The following is a 16,472-nucleotide window of genomic DNA, read 5'->3' on the forward strand; positions in this document are numbered from 1 at the left end:
ATACCAAGGGCCACGTTGTTGAATGGTATAATGCAGATTTTATGCGCCTTACGTGCCAGTAGATGACCCCCACTAAGAGCCATTTGGTACACAGCTTGGTACACAAAATTTATCCTGCAAGCGGCATGATAGCAAAACTAAGACCATATTCACAGAAGCTATAATCTGACATCATTAGCTTATTACCGCAGAAAACTTAAAGTGTGAGATTAAAATGAGTTCTGAAAATATTTCGCTTTTGTCTTTAGCTATATCTCTGGCGGCTTTTTATTTAAGTTTTATAGCTTACCGAGCAGACAAAGCTGTTGTTTCAGTAAGAGCCACACTTTTTGAAGATCACTCAAACTTAGGCAATTTTGATGCTGTTATATCAGTGTCTAATCACGGAAAGAGGCCGGTATCTCTATCGTTCGTGCGAATTACCAAACCTGACGGCCAATCATTCTGGGTGCCATTTAACGCTAACGGTGGAGAGAAGTTAGATGTTGGTGAGGCTAAGTCACATGTAGTACCACACTCATTTAAAGGATTGAGCGTAAGGGACCATAAAGAATGGTTCGAGCATATGCTTTTCGTTCAAGATGCGCTTGGTGGTCTTCACTATGCTCCTTGGCCTGGGCAGGGGAAAATTAAAACCACAATAAAATTGTGGCATGAGAAGATTCGTCGATTTTTTAGAAAGCATAAAAAGTAGAAAAATATACGTAAGAATTTTAAACCTCACCATGTCAAGGTGATGCCTTATTGACGATAAATCATTGTTACAAATCGAAAATCACCTGATTTTAACCACTTCAAAACTATACAATTCGCTCATTACAGATCAATGAGTTACATGATCGTTTTTCCAAAGAAAGATCCACCTCATAACGAGGGATTCGAACCCTCTCTTATGGTTCTACCAGTCCGCCACAGTCCTTTGCTGACTGCGATCTGCAGCAATGCTTATGGTCAGAAAAGGACTAAAGCGGACTCCGTTCCGCCCCAAATTTGTCCCAGAATGTTTTCTCATACAACTCCGCAGCGTTTTACATTAGAAATGTTATCTACAACTAGATAATGGCTGATGCCAAAGATCACCGTTTTTTAGTAGTTACATTGCAAGTACATTAAATGAAGTACCTGCTATGTTTCCTCAAGACATGTCGAACAGGCCGAAAAACCATGTAATGACTAATGTGATAACAGTTGTAATTATCGAAGTAAGTATTTCTGGGAGTTTATTACGAATTTGAATTAACAGTCTCCGATGAAATGGCAAACTTAAATATGCAGCTCTTGCAAGACCGTTTTTTGTTGGCCAAATTCCTAACTCTTTAAATTCTGGATTTCTTACTGTTCTGCGAACATAACCATTTTCCATCAAGGACCTACAAGCCTCTTTAAAATTTGGTGGGGATCCAGATGAAGCATCAAAACCCATATTTGCAGCGAGCTTGTGCTCATAGAAACCTCCATTGGTTTCATTTGCATATGCCTCATAATCTTGGTAACGGCCATCAAGAGGATCGCTATTTGCCATTTCATAATACAAACCTGCCAAATGAACTATTATTCGATCCTGAAGTTCAAGAAATTGGCGATGGTCAAAATTTCCCATGTTATGTTCTTCCATATTCATACCTGTGCCTAATTTGAATTTCTACACTCATTTACTCTGAACGCGCTTTTGAAATTTCAGTTTTACCCTAACAGGAGAACAAGTCATGATATTAAAGTTCTGAAAAATCATTTTATAGCACACATAATGAACAGTTACAGCCGATCATTCTGGACCTTTTTCACAGTAATACTCATATTGGTTTTGCACTGGGCTCCATTCGTACGTCAAACCCGCCTCGGCGATCCGCTTAGGTATATCCTTCTCATAGTAGGTAAACGGCAAAGGCCTTTGGTGGTCGTGGCTTGTTGCCGCCCAGTTTAAAAAACACATGCGCGGGTTGGAGCGTGATCGCTGAAATACCACACACTGAATTTCCCTGTTATCTTTGATCAGAACCAGCTTGCGGGTTTGGACTGAAATGTACCAAGGCATAAATTCATACCACTGTATTTAAATACAGTCATTATTGGTTTAAGTTAGGTTTTTGACAAGCTTCGTAGGTGCGCAAATGTGCGGAAGACTAAACGTTATTGATTGCCCTGAAGTAATAGATCTCTGTGGCCAGCTTGGTATTAACCTGCAAGATCAGGCAATGCCGCTTCGTACAAGTCGGTTTATCCGGGCAACGAACAAGATCAGCATTGTGGTTGAGCAGAACGGTCAGCGCCGCTTACAGGATGCGATTTGGTGGCTACTGTTGGAACAAGCTGAACACGGATACAAACCTAGCCAGTACACCAGCTTTAATACCAGGTATGACAAACTGAACGTGAAAGGCAGCGCTGGCTATGCTGCGTTTAGGACTCAACGCTGCATAATCCCAGCAGCTGGATTTGGTGAAACCGAAGTTGTGAATGGGAAAAACCAGTACACCGACTTTATTGGCAAAAGCGGCCTAGCACTGGGTGGACTGTATCGCACCTGGTTAAACAAAGAGACTGGCGAACTGACTTATTCCTGTTCTGTGATTACGCTCCCTCCACATCCAAAGCTAATACCCTACCACAGCAAAGCTAGCCCACTAATGCTGTCACCGAATGTGTTTGATTCGTGGTTAACGATAGATCGTTGCATTGATAAATTCGAAAATTTTCTAGTACCAAACCTTCCGGTAGATTTAAACGCTATACGAATAGATAAACCGAGCATATTTGACGAAATTAGCGAGCCAGTTTTTATAAAATCAGACTAAAAACATTACTGATAAGTAAGCGACAATCAACGCAAAACAACGATATGCTTATTAACTTCATAATCTGGAGAGTAAATTGTGAAAGTGTCAATAACTTGCCCTACCTGTGAAAAAGAAAACGTACCGAGTGAAATACACTCTGCCGTAGTTGATATATCAGACGATGGGCATTACGAATTCAAATGCCCGAATGGGCACACATCAGTTACACATTTACAACTACATGGATTTGAAATTCTTTTTGATATTGGCGCTGAAGCCATTATAGATGGATACTACCGCGAGGCTATATCTTCATTTACTTCAGCACTTGAGCGGTTTTACGAATTTTTTATTAAAGTTGTATGCGCCTCCAAAGGTCATGACTGGAATACAATACAAGAGCTATGGAAGAGTGTATCGAACCAGTCTGAGAGGCAATTGGGCGCTTATATGTTTCTCTATCTCCAAGAAACAGGAAAAAATCCACCGTTGTTAAGCGATAAAAAAGTCCAGTTACGTAATAGCGTCATTCACAAGGGGAAACTCTCAAATAAAGAGCAAGCAATCGAATATGGTCAAAACGTTCTTGATGTAATCAGACCGACTCTTCGTATGTTAAAAACTGATTATATCGAAGGAATCCACACCACAATGACCAATCACATGAGTAACATGAACAAGATTTCAGATAAAGGTAAACGAAAAACTGTAATCTGGTTATTGACTATAGTAAGTATTGCATATGGTGAGCCTGGACATGACCTTAGAGATTTGATTGACATGCTAGTGGAGGGGCGCCAAGGTATGTCGATAAAAGTAACACAGGTATGACAATACCATGTACGAAAGATTGAAGAATAGAGATGTACTTTCGCTCTCAAATGCAACTGCCACAACTGCTAGCACAATAAATGTCTTTGATTTTTGAAATTGATAAAGATTTGATTTGCTAGTCTGGGTCTAAATCTATCGCACCAGCAAAATCAGGTTGGAGTTTCAAAAACGCATATGCCTGGATTAAAGGATTAGCACCACTTAAATCAAACTCAGTTTCGAAGGTTTTGACGTCAAAAGCTTCCGTATCTGCATCCTTATGGTATGTCACTGTGAAGTTTAATTGTTGCTTATTACCTTGATACTGGCTGACCCGTATATAAGCTTCATTGACAGCAATGCCCTTGAAGTTAACCGTTTTACACAAAGCCATGTCTCACCTCATTTTACTTTACGTTTATCGTACATTTTTACCTTCCAGCTAAATGTTACAGGCTGGCCTGGCGCACTATTCAAATAGATCCTGAAATTATAACTATCCGCAAAATCAATCTTATGGCTGGTAGCAGAACCCAAAGATGTTTCTAAAGTTAGCGTGATTTCTGACTTCAAAGGCACTCTGGATAAAGGCTGAGAGCCAAAAGAAATCAAATCGCTGTTTGTTGCGTTAAATGTGATTTGTCCTTGAGCTGATATTCGGTCGCCCATCCTTCCGTCTATGTACATTTCAGACACAAAGGCACCATTAGCAAAATCTTGGTAAACATTGGTAGCCCATTGGTCGTTAGTAGACTCAACAAGGTTAATGATGGTGTCATTATCGAAAAGGAATGGAACGGCATGCGGGTTCTTTAGTTTATTATTTTTTGTAATCAGTTTTAATACGGTTGCAGCTGGTTGACCGCTAACTTTTAACGTTCTGAAGTAACCCGCATTTGCAGTGTCGTCTGAAGTATTACCCGTTAACTCAAGAATATCTATTTGACCCGTAGCCTCTAAAAAGAAAAAGTCTGAACATAACTTTGCTTTTACTGCTGAAATCTCTATAGACTCTGCACCGCTTTCCCTTACGTACATAACTGACTTTGCGTTTTTAATTTTACCTCCAGAGATAGAAATTTCGCCTGATTTTGTAGCACCATAAAGTCGGTATGCGTGGGCCTCATTGTCAGGCATTTCGATGTCGTTGCTTATACACTCAACGCTGATGACGTTTTTAAAACCGATACCAGCTGTTACTGTGCCCGTTTTATTAATTCCTTTTATCGTGTTACCAATTAACTTTAAATTCTCTGGTTTGGCTGTCGCGTCCACTGAATTGTCGGCTGCTATTATTCCAAAGAGATCGCTATCAGTAATAGTATTACCTACAGCAACACCGGATCGGTTAAACCGTATACCTGAGCCCCCTAAATTATAGGAGCCAGCACCAGTGATAGTATTAGATGATGCGATAGCGTTAAAAGATTGCCCAGCAAAGGCAATTGAGTCGTCACCAGTATTTTTTAACGTACAAAGAGAAACCTTTGCATCGACGCTATTTAGCAAAAAAACGCCATCCCGAGCAGTTTCTTCAATGTGGCATAAAACAATATTTATCCTTGCACTGGAGTGATTTAAGTTTATCCCTTGCTGGAAAGTCTTTACGATTTTAGCGTTGTAGATAGAGATATCTTCAACATACTGGCTAGCGAAGATCAGCCTGGCGTTGTCTATATCGTATTCTTCAATATCTGCATCATTTGTGTAGTCACCGAAGTGAATTTGACTCCCTGAGCAACCGTTCAAATTAAATAGCGGTTCTGTGTTCGTCCTTTGGCATATCGTTGCTCCTTCAGCATTAAATAAAAACTTTCTGTTTGGCGCTATTTCACTGAGCACCAGATATTTACCATCCCCTTTTGCCTCAGTAACGGGAAAAGACTGCATCATTTTATTGAATGCAAGTGCGTTATCTGTGCCGGTTTTTGTGCTTGGTTCATAGTCAGGAACCGCGCCAAACATTGTAACGTGTGGGTTTCCGCTCTCTAGTAGTTCAAAACATCCAGTCCCAGTACCAATCCAATTCAACAGCGCCGGTAGTGTTGCCCGCGTGCCGTCGTATAAATCCAGTGCTGCACTTGCCCACAATATTCCACCATTTGGGCCGCGCTGCAGGTGCTCAGATTGGTCCGCACCAGGTAACCAAATATAGTCGCCATCACCTACACCTAAACCGTCATGAAATGACAACGTGGTCTGACGAATGTTAGGTAATTTCCGCAGATGCTTTATGCCTGCAACCGGAGCCAGATCACGCCGCAACTGCGTAACACCCACATCTATCCACTGGCCATCCGGATAAATGCCGCCAGTTGTTAATGGGGAAGATTCTGCAGGTACAGTTTTGTTTAATGCTCCCGCCCAGCGGAATTCGTGGCCGTTACCACCATGATCTGTCGACCACAACACGGTTTGGTTTCTGGCTGTTACCACTGTGCCTGTAAAAAAGTCACCGGCGCTCACCATGATCAGCGTATCAATTGCCGCTGCACCATCACTAACGATTTGGTCTATTACCGCCTCAGTTTGTCTTTCATATTCTTTATAGGTGGGTCTATCTACACCGAAACGATCCTTCCATGATGGCGCGTCGGACTGTAGCGCTAAATCCAAATTCCCCGCATTATCAAACATATCCCGCGGATCGCTTGAACCTTCAGTACCAACAGGGTTGCGCGTGTTGAATTTCATAGTTTCTTCCCATGTAAATGCGAAAACCCGCCGAAGCGGGTTTTTAGTGGTATTTGGTTAGGTATTAATCAGGCAGACTGTTATCGAACTGGTATAAGTCTGGCGTGTAGTTCAGGCCCTTTACGCTGCAGCGGCGGTTTTCGTCCGGGTCAATCGACTCGATCAGCATGGGATACCCAACGCTACTTGAAGAGCAGAACAGCAGCCGCGGTGGTTCTATGCTCCAGTCGGTTTTCCAGTCGATGAATTCAGCAGGAAGGCTGAGTCTGTATTCGTCAATTTCTGCCGGGATCAGCAAGCTGGTTAAGCTTCCGTCTTGCCTGCGGATATAGCAGCGCGGTGCAGGAAATGACCAGTCCAGCGGTTCGCTTACTGTCACTATTGCGGTGCCGCCGCTAATGTCGATGGCTTCCACCAGGCAGCTGATGTTTTGATCGCCTGGTATGTCGTTGCTCATGATCAGTAAATCAAGGTAGCGATAAGCCAACGCATCCATTTCAGTTTTTGTCGTTGCCGTTAAACGCTGCAGGCGGTACTTCATCAACTTACGCATGCCAATGCGCCATGCCCTGGTACGTGATTTCACGCCGTCCAGCGTGACTGTCTCTACCTTCAGAGCTGTTAAGCCCGGCAGCCGACACTCTACGATCTCTTCGCTGAACGTCACTGGGTCGATGTACTTCACGTCTACCCCGCTGTAGTCGTCAGGCCCTGGGGCGCTGAAGGATATTTTAAGTTCAGACTCCTGATCATGCGGTGTAAGCATGCCACGCGGCGCCTGCACACCTTCACGCACGGCCGACACCAAACCATCATCCAGCACCAGTGTCGACATACCGGCACCCAACACCATTTGCAGCGCTTCTTTTACCGTGACTTGTTTAGTAAAGCTGTAATCGAAGGTTTCACCACGGGGCGTGTAGTGTTGGCTCTGTAGGTATTGCACTGTCTCTGCGTCCAGTTCTGGCAGCGTAAGTCCTGCGCTTTCGCAAATGTAGCGCCATGCACCGTAAATACTCTGGTTTTCGCCATCTTCATAAAGCTTGATGGCTTCCAAAGACACTTTACGATCGGACATAGCAGACAACCTGTCGCCAGTGCGTACTGTGATCGCTATGCTGGTGATGTCGTTGTATGCAGTGGGCCTGTCGAGTAACCGGCCGCGCAAGCCAAACCACTGAACTTTGTCAGTGCTGTTTGACCAGTCGTTGTACTCGATGCTGCGCATACGCATCATAGGCCGGATAGGAGTAGGAAAATCCTGATACTCAGTTACTCCAAAACCGTCGCGGGTCATGCCCTTGTAGACTTTGGTCATGCCAGTCCACACGCCGGTTTCAACATCAGCCCATTCCACCCGCACAATGGCTCGGTATTCGCGGTCGCGGCCCTTTTTATCGACGTGAATAATGCCCTGCGGGAAAAACATATCCCACTCCATTCGGTCGATCACTTCTCCTTCCGGGCACACCACAAATGGGCCTATCCAGTTGTCGGACAAAGAGGCTTTGGCATTCAGCGAAAAATCGAGCAAGGTGCGGTTAGCAAAGCCAGACCAACCACTGTCGACAGTGCCGCTGGCAGTAAGCCGGTTCAGGCTAATGGTTAAATCGTCGATGTCGGTAATAACAAACTGATCGCCACGGTAACCCAGCGCCAGGCGCAGCTGGCCAACTGGCAAGCCGCTAAATGCGGTGCCGTTGTCGTACTCCAGTGTTATTTTCGCCAACTGCTCCGGCGTACCGCCTGTTGACGCTGTGCCTGCAGAATAAGTTGGTGTGCCAAAAATGGCAGATGGCGCACCGCTTTGGCTGATAACCCCGCCCTGATATGGGCTGGACGGCTCGATGATCTGCAGGTTACCCGCGCTGCTTTGTGCTACTAACCCCATTCCAGCCAGCTGAGACGTAAGTTCAGAGGTTAAGCCGCTCATGCTAATGTAGTTGTCGATCAGCGCCAGAGAGCGCGTCATACCATTGAATGTGATCGACCAACTGGCTGAGCTGGTTTCAAAATCGTACGTTGTGGGTGGCGCACTGGCCAGTACTGACGAAGGCGAACCGCCCACGCCCGGTACTGGCGGAATGTAAGGCGCGTATGTAGCCACCACCAGTTCAAGATCTTCTGTTGGTGTTGCCAGTGCTACCAGCATGCCCACAAAAGGCTCTACATCATCTAACGGGCCTGAAATGGTGCTGTAGCCGTCCAGTGCATCAACTATGTAGTTGTTTGGAGTAACCAGCTTAATCACAGTACCCACAATCCAGTTGGTATTTATGCTGGCGTTATTCCCTACCAGCGATATGGTTCTGTCGGCCAGCGCCAGGCCACTTGCAGAAGATGCCGAAAATTCAACAGGTGATCCTAAATCAAGGCCAGCAGTTGCTGATTTGCTGGATCCTACCTCTGGAGACAAATACCAGTTTTCTGACCGTTCATCTGCTGATACATCTGCACCAGGTGGATAAACGGTATGCTGCACATCATCACCAAATGCGGAGAACGGCGTAGAGCCAATTTTTTTACCGCCTGCGGGTAGGCTGAATTGGCCAATACCGACACTTAAAAACATTTGCGTTCGTACATCGCGCGGCCCATAAAAACGGGTAACAGGCTGAACTAAATAGTCCGGAAACACCTTGTCCCGCCCTAAAACTTCACGAATAGGCTCGTACAACCGCACACTGTTAGCCTTTGCCGTGCTGGTATTCAGCTGATTACCAGCCTCTTGGCCACCCAAGGCGTCGGGCATAGCCGAAAGCGTATAGACAACGGCAACAGCCAGTACTGCAATGGATATCCACATTAAAGCAGCTGTTTCAATGCCCCGTGGTACCGGATAAATCCGCACATCATCGGCAGGTGTTACGCTGTATTGAGCCCAGTCGGCTGGTTCCACAGTTATGCCATTTACGTCAATGCTGATCGGGTGCTTCGGCTTGGCCAAATCGAAGTTTTTCACATTGCGCTGCAGCCAATCTGCCAGCGTAATACTAAAGTGCACCGAGTGGGATTCCAGCGGCTGGCCAGTGCCTGGGTATACGTTAATTGGATGGCGTGATGGATACACTTTAATCATGGGTAAAACTCCACCCGTAAAAACTTACGCTTAAAGCGGCCCAGCGGTACACAACTCACGTTCGTGCCAGGGTTGCACTCGAGTACTGCAAGCCCTGTTGGCGTATTCACCACAATACCTACATGCACCATCAAACTGGCTTTGTAGCAGCAGGCCACAGCACCTTCATAGGGTTCACATTGAGGTAAATTGGCAAGGTGGCTACTGGCGGCTTCGTGCATGCCGTTTTTTTTAGTCACACCGTCAAAAATTGGCCAAGGCGGCAACTGCAGGTCTTCACGCACTGTAAGCACAATGCCGTAACAGTCAATTTCAGGCCAAACGCGGCCACCCTCAACCCATTTTGCGCCGAGGTAGCTTTCAACATTCACCGTCATGATATATACCGTAAGCCCGGGTATTCGTTGGGGGTGTACAGCTTGCGTGGCCAGGCTGTATCTAAAATATTCATGTAGCCGGCGACTATGTCTGCCTGCATTGGCGTCCAGTTGCCACCCTTTACTGTCAGGGTAAAAGGTCGCTCAGCTGGTGCGCTTAAATCGTGTTCTGTATACACACGTATAGTCACAAGGCCTGTGCGATTGCCTGCGATCATTTCGCGCAAATGGGTGCTTACAAGGCCCGTGATGTTACACAGTGCTATTTGCAAATCCTGAGTGCCATCAGCATTACGTGCTGGCTGAGCGACTTGCATTGGGTAGGCTTCAAAGGTTTTTATGCTGCCATCTTCCAGTGCTGCGGTCAGTTCGTCGTAGCCTTCAACCAGAAAGAAGTTTTTTACCCCGTCGTTGAACTCCAACGTGGTAAAAATCACCTCTGGGCCACCACTTACATACAGAGTGTCTAATACCGTCATGCCTCAGGCCACTCCCTGTTTAATGCCAAGTCGATCACGTTGTTGTAGCGTATTGCAGCTGGGTAATAGATGGCCCATGCCGGATCCACCATCGGCCGCTCCCATAGCTCTAAAGTGGCGGTAAAGCGCCAAAAGTTAGATACCAGCAAAGGGCCATCGTAAATATCAACAAAGCGGCATTTGTAGTGCTGAATACCCAAAGGGGTTTTCAGCTTCATGTAAAAGTAACTGGCGCCATCCTGCAAAACACCTGAATACCAGGCCTCAAACAGCTGAGCCTGTCCGGGTTGGGTGAACTGCCAGCTTACATCGACTTGCGTAGGTGTGTTTTTATAGCGGCGGCGCTGCTTTGCACGGCCACTTTCCATAGTGGTACGCATCAAAGGGCTTACTGGTGTTAATCCATAGCCGTCGCGCAGAGGGTACGGAAGCAAGTCGTGTGGGTATTCCGGCAAATCGGCCATTATTTCTTCCTTCTGCTAACCGACCAACCACCCTGCACCGCCTTACTCACATCACCGCGGCCAGTGGCTAAATCGCCGGATATTTTCTGGTAAGCCATAGCCGCACCGTCATTGGCCGCCTTTTTAATCAGCTGCAGGGTTTTATCGTCCGGGTTGCCGTTGATTGTCATTGGCATCGATATAGAAACACTATTCCTTGAGCCTGAGTTTAACTGTGTTGCTACATTAGCGTTCAAATCGTAACTATCGGTGTCTTCATCTATGCCACGCCGGATCCTATCTAGCTTGGTAACACCAATTCTGGCTGTCGCTGCGGCATCAAATACAAACTCCTTACCATGCACAACACCAGCAACTTCGTTCACACCCTTGTTGCCTGTGTAGCCACCAGCCTGATAACCAGGTACCTGTGATTCTCTGACAGTAGCAAGCTGCACAGCACCAGCTGCTATTACTGCGCCTGATGCAACTAAGTTGAGCGGGAACGGGTTGTCACGATAAGCACGCATTGCACCCTGAGCGGTAGAAATAACGATATCCGCAATGGCAAAGGCTCGGCTTGCAGCAAACAAAGCTTTGTAAATGCCGCTCTGTTTACCTTTAAAATTCTCAGCAATCGTTGCCAGATTGCCAAACATTGAGGCCGAATTACTGGTTATCAGCTGTGCGTTCTGCAGCTGATACATTTGTTTTTCGTCTTCCGCGCGTTTTTTTATGTCGAGTAAAAGATTTTCACCATACTCAGTAATGCCGCCGACTTGCTCATAGTATTTACGGACAATTTCAGCCTGTCGGTCGTAGTAACTTTGGATCTGAGCTTCTTCAGTCTCATAGTCCAGTCCTATCCATTTAACCTGCTCAAAATCTTGTTTTGCTTTGTCTGCGTAGGCCTGTTCGATGTCGAACATCCGATCTAAGCCGTCAGAAACCGCCTTAGTTTGCCGCTCTGCCAGCTCAGCTTTTTGCTTGTCGAGGTCAGCCAATTCTTTTTCAGAATATGCTTTTCGCATTTCCTCCAAAGTCTTATAGCCAAGTCGTGCAAGGCCCTGCTCGTCGACATACAGTTGCTGGATCTTTTCAAGGCGTTGCTTACTGGCCGTTTCAAGCTTTTCACGCTCACTGGCATACTGCAGATCCATTTGATCAAGCAGGGACTGTGACTGTTGCTTTCTGGCTTCAAGCTCAGACTTGGCCGTTGTTGTGTTAATAAAGCCGGTACCAGCAGAGCTTTCACCGCCCTGAGCCTTCACCTCTGAACCTGAAGCCGCTGGCGCTTCGAAACCCCGCATTTCACGGTAACGTTTAGTATTGGCCTCTAATCTATTACCTACTTCGTCAATTTCAGCTTTTACTTCTTCAATGGCTTGCTGATTTGTAGTAAACCGACTCCAGTCAAAGCCGTATTTTTTGCCGTTTTGCAGGTCTTTCAGTTCGGCTTTTAATTCTTTGACGGCATCCTGATCGTTGAGGATGGCGTTGGCCAATCCGCTGTCTGTCAGAGGGTTTTCGCGCATTTTGTCAAACATCAACGCGACATCTTGCGCCCAATCAGCATAAAGATCGGCCATACCTTTTACTAAAGGTGTTGCTGAAATAAGAGCATTTCTCAGAGATGTATCTACAATTTGGCTGGTTTCTTTGAGCTTTTTGTTAAGTTCTTCTGACTCTTTAATCATTGATTCAGAAAGGACGCCAGACGTAGTTTCCATGCTGTTCGCCAGGTCAATAAAACTCCGGCCATTGTCGTCTGTAATTTTGGATAAACGCTGGCCAGTATCACCAGCGATCTGCAGGAGGAACAAGTTGCGCTCTTGCTTACTTTCGAGTGTGCCCAGCGCTTCGGTCATCTTAATGAACATTTCGTCTGGCGCCAATCCTCTAAATTCACGCACATCAATGTTCATTTTTTCGAACATGTCCACCGCTTCGCCGGTGCCAATCTCTGCCAGCTCTGTAATACGCTCAGAAACATCCTTCAGCATATCGCCGAATTCTTCCATAGGAACACCCATCTGCTCGGCAGCATAAGTGAGCTTTTGAAAACGCTCACTGTTTATGCCAAGCGATGCAGACAAGTTGTTCATCTGGGCTATTTCACGGTTTGCATCCATGATGGCCGTTGAAAGCCCGGTTGCCATACCGACCAAAGCCAGTCCGGCGCCACCAGCAAACGAAGCCATGTTTTTCAAACTTAATGACGACTTCAAAGAGCTGTCTTCAACTTCTTTTGCAAACTTTTTGGTGCTTTCAGAGGCTTCCCCAAATGCAGCACTATATTGGTCTGCATTGGCTTTCAGCATGAATACTAAGTCAGCTATTTTGTTGGACACTCTGGATACCTTTCATCATTTGGTACATTTCTTCAGGGGTCTGCTCTATGACTTTGTGTCTGTCAAACAACCTGAAGTCAGCCGGGCTCAAACTCTGTGCGTTGGAGGACCTATTGTTGTTGTAATACATACTAATTAACTGGCTCATGTGTCGGTCAAAGATCTGAGCTGTAATGGGTGTTTCAATCTCAAAGTACTGCTGCCATTCGCTGAACTGGCTTGCAGACAGTTGTGACAGCATGTGATCTACGTCCCTTTCACCGAGCAAAGCCGCTAATCTATATGCGTTTACTCGGTCTGGCTGGTTTCTGAGGTGGAGCCGGCTTGAGGCTTTCCCAGCAAGAACTCCAGTTCAGATAATTCACATGCAACATCAAAAATCTGCTGCATAGCTTTTCTGCTGAATAACTTTGGAATATCCCGCACCTGTTCTTCGGTGAAGGTAAGCTCACCATCTTCATTGCGAACACTGCGCTGGATGACCAACGCGGTAATAGTAAGCTCGTGGCCGCGTGTGAAATCTTCTTTGGGTAAATCAAAGAACTGAGTCACTGTGTCGACCACCGCAACACGGTCTGAGGCTGCCATTTCAAAAACCAGTACAGTCTTTGGTCCAACTGGTACCTCTTTGTTATTCAAGTACTGAGCTAAACCCATGTGATATCCTCAATTTTACCGGAGAGTTTCAGCTTAATTTTGCGCTGAAGCTTTTTCTCGATCGGTATTTCAGTACTAACGCTGACCACAACAGCTTTGTACTGATGACCGGGTTTGGCCGTCAGCGGATAACACAGCTGCTGTTCAACTTTGGTGTTTGTGTTAAATGCTGAAATTAAAGCGTCTAATCCGGGGTTAGCTGCATCCAGGTAGCGAATTGTAAGCTCTTGTTCACCTGGCTCACGCAAACCACCCTCGTGCTCCCGCCAATCGTTGTCTTCCTCACCGCCAAACGGAGTAACGTCTTCTGTCTCACGCGTTGGCATAATAGGCGTCATTGCAATTACATCTGCAACTTCTACAAAGGTTTCCCCTACTTTCAGTCGGTATTTCGTAAATTTGCCTAGCGACATGGCTATAGCTCCTTTTGGACAATAAAACGTTGTTCATAGACACCGATAAAACTATCCGGGTCATAAATGTATTCGTAATCAACGGGTAACCAAGTGCAACCTGCAAGCCCTTGATGGAGTTCAGTAAGCTCTAAAAGCTTTGCTGCCGCATCATCAAGATCATCAGCTGGGTTTTCGCGGGAATCAGTCCAGAGCTCGACTACTACCATGAACTGATCGTCAGTCAGGTTGTGCCCCTGTTCAAACTGGCCCGTGTCTATGTAAAAGACAGCTAAAACCTCGCCTTGTACTGTGTCGATTTTCGATTCTTTAAAGTCGATCACTTTCAAATAATGAGGCTGTAGAAGTGTTTTTAAGGCTTTTCTGAAGGCTTTTCTGTGGTTGTAATCAGCCATTATTCACCTTTCTTATCCGTTAATTTCCGCCATAAAAAAACCCGCCGAAGCGGGTTATTTTTGAACATTGACTATACCTATTACGACATCAACTCTTTGCCATCATCGTCTTTAAAACTTCTATACTTTTGTTGTGTTTGTAAACCATATGATCGCCGATACATATAGCCATAATCCAACACAAAATCGGCCCAACAACTGTGCTGAAAGTTAATACAGCAACGAGAATAAGTAGCAGCGACGCTATTGGAGATGCGTATAACAAGCCCAAAGGCCCTAAGAACAGGGTAAAGAAAAACGAAATTATCCGGGATTTTTCAGTGAGGTCCATTTCAATTCCTTATACTTACAGTCGTTTCAATTAAGAGAACATGACATAAAAACCAATTTGCTGTTTCATTTTTAGCCGATTTTTTCTCTTAAATCAAAACAAACTACCTATTAGTTACCTTGCTTATCCTATATGCAAGTTCACGTAGCATTTGCTCTGGCAACTCAGTACCCACAGCTCTTTGAAACTGCTTTGTTGCCTGATTGGTTATGGTGTTATTAATTGGCACTGTAACCACTTCTATGGGGTATCGCTTGTCAGATAACCGCCGCAGTATTTGCCACTTGCCAGATCTAAGTTGTTGCATAAAGACGTTATGGAAAACACGGCGACCAACCCGGATAGACGTTTGTCCGGAGATTTCGCGCTTTGCATACTGTCCATTTGCCGATCTGGTTACTTCTGATGTCGTAGCCTTTCCTCTTTTTGCCAATTGCGTTCTGGCCACACCCAACCTTGACGCTGGTACATTGGTTCTAAACACACGAACCTGAGCTGCAGAGTTGTCCCCTACGTTTAGGTGACTTAATTTCAGCCGTTCCCGCATCAGCTTTACCGGCATTTTTTCTTCTTTTGCTGTTTCTCTTGCTGTGGCAGTGGAAGCCTTTAGAGCCAGCCGCTTTAAAATCCGGCGCTGAGCATAAATCAGTTGTTTGTTATTTAATTCTGACAGGATCCGCTGTGCCTTCTTTATCGCTTCATTGGTTTCAACTTCAATCAGTGGCGTCCAAGCTTTTGTCATACTGCCACCAGTATAATCCAATCGCTATCTGCTGGAATACAGCTCACTACCGTCAGAACATCACCTGTCTTTTGCCGTGTTAACTGAGCTCGGCGATCAAGCTTCTGCGGCAATTGCGAACGGCTTACCTCTATTCGCATCTGCGCACTCATGGCTTGCTGAAACTCTAACGGGACGTCTTCCACCTTGCCTGTGAAGCTAAGCGAAGGCTGAGCACAAGAGATAAGCTCGCCAAACAGCTGGTTATCCAGCTGCTCGGCTTTGCTTAACAATTCGTCTATGTTCATCACAGCAACACAGCGTATTTGCCAGCTACCAGGTCATTGGCCAGCGACTCTGGCACCGCTACTGATTTGCTGTTGCCATCGATGTTGTAACGCTCCGTGCCATGGCTGCAGCGAATTGAGCACAGTGGCTTTATATTCACTAGCTTCACATCGCTATCAGCTGCAGCACCTGCGGCACCAGACGCTGAACCTTCACCAGCGGCAGCACCTTCGGTACCAGACTCTGAATCATCACCATCGGCAGCACCTTCGGTACCAGACTCTGAACCTTCACCATCGGCAGCACCTGCGGTATCAGACTCTGAGCTATCACCATCGTCAGCACCTTTGGTACCAGACGCTGAACCTTCACCATCGGCAGCACCTGCGGTATCAGACTCTGAGCCATCACCAGCGGCAGCACCTTCGGTACCAGACTCTGAATCATCACCTTCAGCATTTTTTACAGGCAAGGCTTCAAGCTCTTTGATCCTTGCAACAAGTTCCTGCCTGTCTGTTGGGGGCTGTTCATCTAAACCACGAGACAATGCTAGCTCCGCGAAGTAAGGGAGCAATTCCTCTAACGGAGTTGTTTTGCTAATTTTCATAAGATTTTCCAAGGGCCGACCGAAGCCAGCCAGTGACGGGTTAAACA

General features: G+C 45.9%; 18 protein-coding genes. 3 read left to right on the forward strand and 15 right to left on the reverse strand.

The annotated features are described in order from the left end of the window. Positions 1-214: 214 nt before the first annotated feature. Entirely contained in the window at positions 215-694 is a 480-nt protein-coding gene (locus tag P3C17_RS20210; protein ID WP_300931101.1) for a hypothetical protein, read from the forward strand. Positions 695-1,135: 441 nt separating this feature from the next. Here P3C17_RS20210 and P3C17_RS20215 read toward each other — a convergent pair whose 3' ends face one another. Then, positions 1,136-1,621 (reverse strand): hypothetical protein, encoded by a 486-nt coding sequence (locus tag P3C17_RS20215; protein ID WP_300931102.1) that lies wholly within the window; start codon positions 1,619-1,621, stop codon positions 1,136-1,138. Between the two features lie 490 nt (positions 1,622-2,111). Here P3C17_RS20215 and P3C17_RS20220 point away from each other — a divergent pair, with 490 nt between their 5' ends. Beyond that, the gene (locus P3C17_RS20220; RefSeq protein WP_300931103.1) at positions 2,112-2,795 is read left to right on the forward strand and encodes an SOS response-associated peptidase family protein; all 684 of its coding nucleotides are present in this window, start codon (positions 2,112-2,114) and stop codon (positions 2,793-2,795) included. 78 nt (positions 2,796-2,873) lie between these two features. Then, positions 2,874-3,608 (forward strand): hypothetical protein, encoded by a 735-nt coding sequence (locus P3C17_RS20225; protein WP_300931104.1) that lies wholly within the window; start codon positions 2,874-2,876, stop codon positions 3,606-3,608. Between the two features lie 118 nt (positions 3,609-3,726). On the opposite strand, the gene P3C17_RS20230 is transcribed toward P3C17_RS20225, so the two are convergent. From P3C17_RS20230 to P3C17_RS20295, 14 genes are all read right to left on the reverse strand, one after another. Continuing rightward, complete coding sequence (locus P3C17_RS20230; protein WP_300931105.1) at positions 3,727-3,984, reverse strand: hypothetical protein; 258 nt, start codon at positions 3,982-3,984, stop codon at positions 3,727-3,729. Between the two features lie 8 nt (positions 3,985-3,992). Continuing rightward, the gene (locus P3C17_RS20235; RefSeq protein WP_300931106.1) at positions 3,993-6,284 is read right to left on the reverse strand and encodes a hypothetical protein; all 2,292 of its coding nucleotides are present in this window, start codon (positions 6,282-6,284) and stop codon (positions 3,993-3,995) included. Positions 6,285-6,348: 64 nt separating this feature from the next. Then, positions 6,349-9,363: a host specificity factor TipJ family phage tail protein gene (locus P3C17_RS20240; protein ID WP_300931107.1), complete on the reverse strand. Its 3,015-nt coding sequence runs from the start codon at positions 9,361-9,363 to the stop codon at positions 6,349-6,351. After that, a complete protein-coding gene (locus tag P3C17_RS20245; RefSeq protein WP_300931108.1) occupies positions 9,360-9,740 on the reverse strand; it encodes a nitrite transporter in 381 nt (126 codons plus the stop codon). The genes P3C17_RS20240 and P3C17_RS20245 overlap by 4 nt, the downstream gene beginning before the upstream one ends. Continuing rightward, positions 9,737-10,219 carry a DUF1833 family protein gene (locus P3C17_RS20250; RefSeq protein WP_300931109.1) on the reverse strand — a complete coding sequence of 161 codons (483 nt, stop codon included), beginning with the start codon at positions 10,217-10,219 and terminating at the stop codon, positions 9,737-9,739. Before P3C17_RS20250 ends, P3C17_RS20245 begins: the two co-directional genes overlap by 4 nt. Continuing rightward, entirely contained in the window at positions 10,216-10,683 is a 468-nt protein-coding gene (locus P3C17_RS20255; RefSeq protein ID WP_300931110.1) for a hypothetical protein, read from the reverse strand. The genes P3C17_RS20250 and P3C17_RS20255 overlap by 4 nt, the downstream gene beginning before the upstream one ends. Further along, the gene (locus P3C17_RS20260; RefSeq protein WP_300931111.1) at positions 10,683-13,013 is read right to left on the reverse strand and encodes a hypothetical protein; all 2,331 of its coding nucleotides are present in this window, start codon (positions 13,011-13,013) and stop codon (positions 10,683-10,685) included. The genes P3C17_RS20255 and P3C17_RS20260 overlap by 1 nt, the downstream gene beginning before the upstream one ends. Beyond that, a complete protein-coding gene (locus P3C17_RS20265) occupies positions 12,994-13,281 on the reverse strand; it encodes a phage tail assembly protein T (RefSeq protein ID WP_300931112.1) in 288 nt (95 codons plus the stop codon). The genes P3C17_RS20260 and P3C17_RS20265 overlap by 20 nt, the downstream gene beginning before the upstream one ends. 20 nt (positions 13,282-13,301) lie before the next feature. Next, the gene (locus tag P3C17_RS20270; protein ID WP_300931113.1) at positions 13,302-13,670 is read right to left on the reverse strand and encodes a hypothetical protein; all 369 of its coding nucleotides are present in this window, start codon (positions 13,668-13,670) and stop codon (positions 13,302-13,304) included. Further along, the gene (locus tag P3C17_RS20275; protein WP_300931114.1) at positions 13,661-14,083 is read right to left on the reverse strand and encodes a phage tail tube protein; all 423 of its coding nucleotides are present in this window, start codon (positions 14,081-14,083) and stop codon (positions 13,661-13,663) included. Before P3C17_RS20275 ends, P3C17_RS20270 begins: the two co-directional genes overlap by 10 nt. A 2-nt stretch (positions 14,084-14,085) precedes the next feature. Then, positions 14,086-14,478 (reverse strand): hypothetical protein, encoded by a 393-nt coding sequence (locus P3C17_RS20280; protein WP_300931115.1) that lies wholly within the window; start codon positions 14,476-14,478, stop codon positions 14,086-14,088. A gap of 434 nt (positions 14,479-14,912) precedes the next feature. After that, on the reverse strand, positions 14,913-15,551 hold the full coding sequence (locus tag P3C17_RS20285) for a phage tail protein (protein ID WP_300931116.1): 639 nt from the start codon (positions 15,549-15,551) through the stop codon (positions 14,913-14,915). Then, entirely contained in the window at positions 15,548-15,838 is a 291-nt protein-coding gene (locus tag P3C17_RS20290) for a hypothetical protein (protein WP_300931117.1), read from the reverse strand. The genes P3C17_RS20285 and P3C17_RS20290 overlap by 4 nt, the downstream gene beginning before the upstream one ends. Continuing rightward, positions 15,838-16,425, reverse strand: coding sequence for a hypothetical protein (locus P3C17_RS20295; protein WP_300931118.1), 588 nt, complete (start codon positions 16,423-16,425; stop codon positions 15,838-15,840). The genes P3C17_RS20290 and P3C17_RS20295 overlap by 1 nt, the downstream gene beginning before the upstream one ends. Positions 16,426-16,472 lie beyond the last annotated feature (47 nt).

The sequence above is a fragment of the Rheinheimera sp. 1928-s genome, from assembly GCF_029269265.1.
Classification (GTDB): Bacteria; Pseudomonadota; Gammaproteobacteria; order Enterobacterales; family Alteromonadaceae; genus Pararheinheimera.